The sequence below is a fragment of the Spiroplasma sp. hy2 genome (assembly GCF_044714365.1).
Classification (GTDB): domain Bacteria; phylum Bacillota_I; class Bacilli_A; order Mycoplasmatales; family Mycoplasmataceae; genus Spiroplasma; species Spiroplasma phoeniceum.
In genome coordinates this window covers 1-2,706 of the sequence record NZ_RXFZ02000141.1, presented here as the reverse complement: position 1 = coordinate 2,706, position 2,706 = coordinate 1, and the positions used below count along the sequence as shown (strand labels likewise).

The 2,706-nt window shown below is 23.6% G+C and carries 2 protein-coding genes; both read left to right on the top strand.

Features of this window, described 5'->3' with window-relative positions:
- The coding region (locus tag EHV01_RS04590) for a hypothetical protein (protein WP_422066414.1) at positions 1-233 on the top strand (233 nt) is incomplete at its 5' end.
- The gene (locus tag EHV01_RS04585) at positions 233-2,560 is read left to right on the top strand and encodes a hypothetical protein (RefSeq protein ID WP_422066413.1); all 2,328 of its coding nucleotides are present in this window, start codon (positions 233-235) and stop codon (positions 2,558-2,560) included. The genes EHV01_RS04590 and EHV01_RS04585, both read left to right, overlap by 1 nt.
- The last annotated feature ends 146 nt before the right edge of the window (positions 2,561-2,706 follow it).

Here is a 2,706-nt window from a genome sequence, read left to right as displayed (position 1 = left end):
CAAATGCTTCTTATGAACAAATGATATATATCAGAGAAATTAAATTAACTGAATTTATTATTAAGTTAATTAAATATGATAATGCTGTTTTAAATAGTAGAACATTTAATATTAGACATATTGATGAATTAATTGTTGATGTTCGCTTACCCGTAAATGCTAATTTAAACAAACAATTAAATAACAAAGAAACTATTATCAATATGTCTAATGAAGAAGGGGAACAAGAATAATGTTAAAACCATCTGAAAAAATGTTAGCACAATTAGCAGAAAATGATGAACCAATTGATTATTCAATTGATAGTATTCCATTAGATTTTGCCAATCAATCGCAGTACAGCGACCCCGATTTAGAACAGTTATTTACCGAAGACCGCGCAAGAACCTTATACATTTATAAAATTAATAATCTTGTTAAGACAAAGCAAAAACCAATCTTAAATTACTCTCAAAATAGCGTTAAAATCGGTTTTATTGATAAAGATGAATATATTAAAATAACTGGTTATGAAATTAGCGATTTTAATTTTAAATTACAAATACAGCAAAACACCACAATCCAAGATAATAGCACAAGTTATATAATTATTGATGAAAAAGATATTTTAATTAATGATATTTCAAAACAAGATAAATTATTTTTAGAATCTTATGATTTAAAAATAGTATCTATTAATGAACCAATTAGTGAAGACAACAAAAATGAATGTTATATCATTGAAGAATATAAGCGCCCGTATTCACCTGACGGTGTTAATATTATTAAATCTACGCATTTAGTTAAAATAACTGACTTTAAATGAAAAAATCAAAATAGTATTCATTTAGTATTACAAAAATCATTACCCGAAGATACTGTCTTTACTGGAATTGAAATCAAATACCCTAAATCAATGTTATTTGGTAATATTAAATGTTGGGGCAATGTCAATGGTGTTTATTCTTATCCACAATCTATTATTCAAAACGCAAGTTTAGTACCTTTATTATCAATGCCGATTGAAACAAACCCTAATGTACGAATATTTCAGTATTGATTTACCGAAAGTTTTTTACCATGAAGTATTGCAAAAGAATATATAAAAGGAGAAGATATTTTAAATTTAGTAACCAAAAATGATTTAGAAAAAGTTTTATTAAATTATTTAACATATCGTTATAATTACGATAGAAAATTTCAAGGAGCAAAATACGATGAAAAAGGTAATCCTAGCAATAAAGCAGCTGAACTACGCCAAAAATTTGAAGGACAAAAACCAGAAAACGTCATTGATGGATTATTTGAAAACTGAAAATTAGATAATCCAAGTGAATTACATAAAACATATGTAAAAAGAATTAAACAAATTATATACATGTTATCAAATTATACATATAGTAAATATGCCATTAATAAAGGTTATAATGATGACATTAAATTATTTTCTCCTTATTATTTCGAATTAATTTCTAATCCAAGAGAAGTAGAAACTGGCTATTGAGAATTTGAACATTGTAAAGTTGGATTAAATTCATTATATTTTAATTTTAATAGTAGTGGTCCTGTTCCTCCAGAACCAATTAATTTCTGAATGGAAGTTTATGCAAATGATAAACCATTTATTATTGTTGATAATAAATATTATTTTGTTGTATGACGAGGTAATGAAAATAATGATTGACGCATTGTTAAATTTAAACATTTTGAACAAAAAGAAAAAATTTTAGATAAGTATGATAAATATGAACTTAAAACATCACATTTTGGTGGTGATTTATTTATTTATAAAAATGGATTTGTAAGTTATGATTGAAATAAAGATAATGGAACTTATTTTAAATCAGTTTATCGTTGAAATAGTCACAATGAGCCCAATTTACCAATTATTGATTTAAAAACAGGACAAATTACAGACTGAAATTTAAAAAATAAAAATAATATCAGCAACAATGATGATAAGATTAAAGCAACCGTTAAAAACAAAGATATCTCAGAAAATCCTATTTATCAATTAGAAGCAAATTATTTTAATTGATTATCAATAACAAATGAATTAGAAACAAATAATATACCCTCTCTTATTCCGGCAGAAATTAAATTATCTGATGGAGAATATGGCAAATATTTAACTAATTTAATTGTTTCTAATGATAAATTAGAAGAATACTTAAACTATTTTTCGCAATGATATAGCTTACTTTATTCTAAAGCAGTTTGAATTAGTACAATTCAAAATTTAGTTGATGATAGAGTTAAAATAACTTTTGATAAAAAATTATTTAATTTAAATCAAATTGAAATATCTGGAATATGAAATTATGGAAACTATGATATCAGAATTTTTATTGAAAAACAAAATGAAAAAATTATTCAAAGAAAAGATATAAACTTAGAACTAATTCAAAATACTCCAATCGGAACTAAAGTCAGCGGAAAAGATAGAAATACATACTTGCAATTAATAGAATTTAATATCTGATATCTTTGAAAAAATGGTGTTGAAGATGAAAAATCATATTCAAATATTGATTTTACAGTTTATAAAGTGCTACACTTCATAGTACAATTTACATTTTAAATACATCTTCTATGCTATCTATAATAATTGCAAATTATAAATTAGACTTCTTGCATAACCTATTAAAATAATTGTAAATATTTTTAAAAAGATACTAATAGCAAATTATAATTTTAATTAATTATGTCTTTTATTTAAAAATTTAT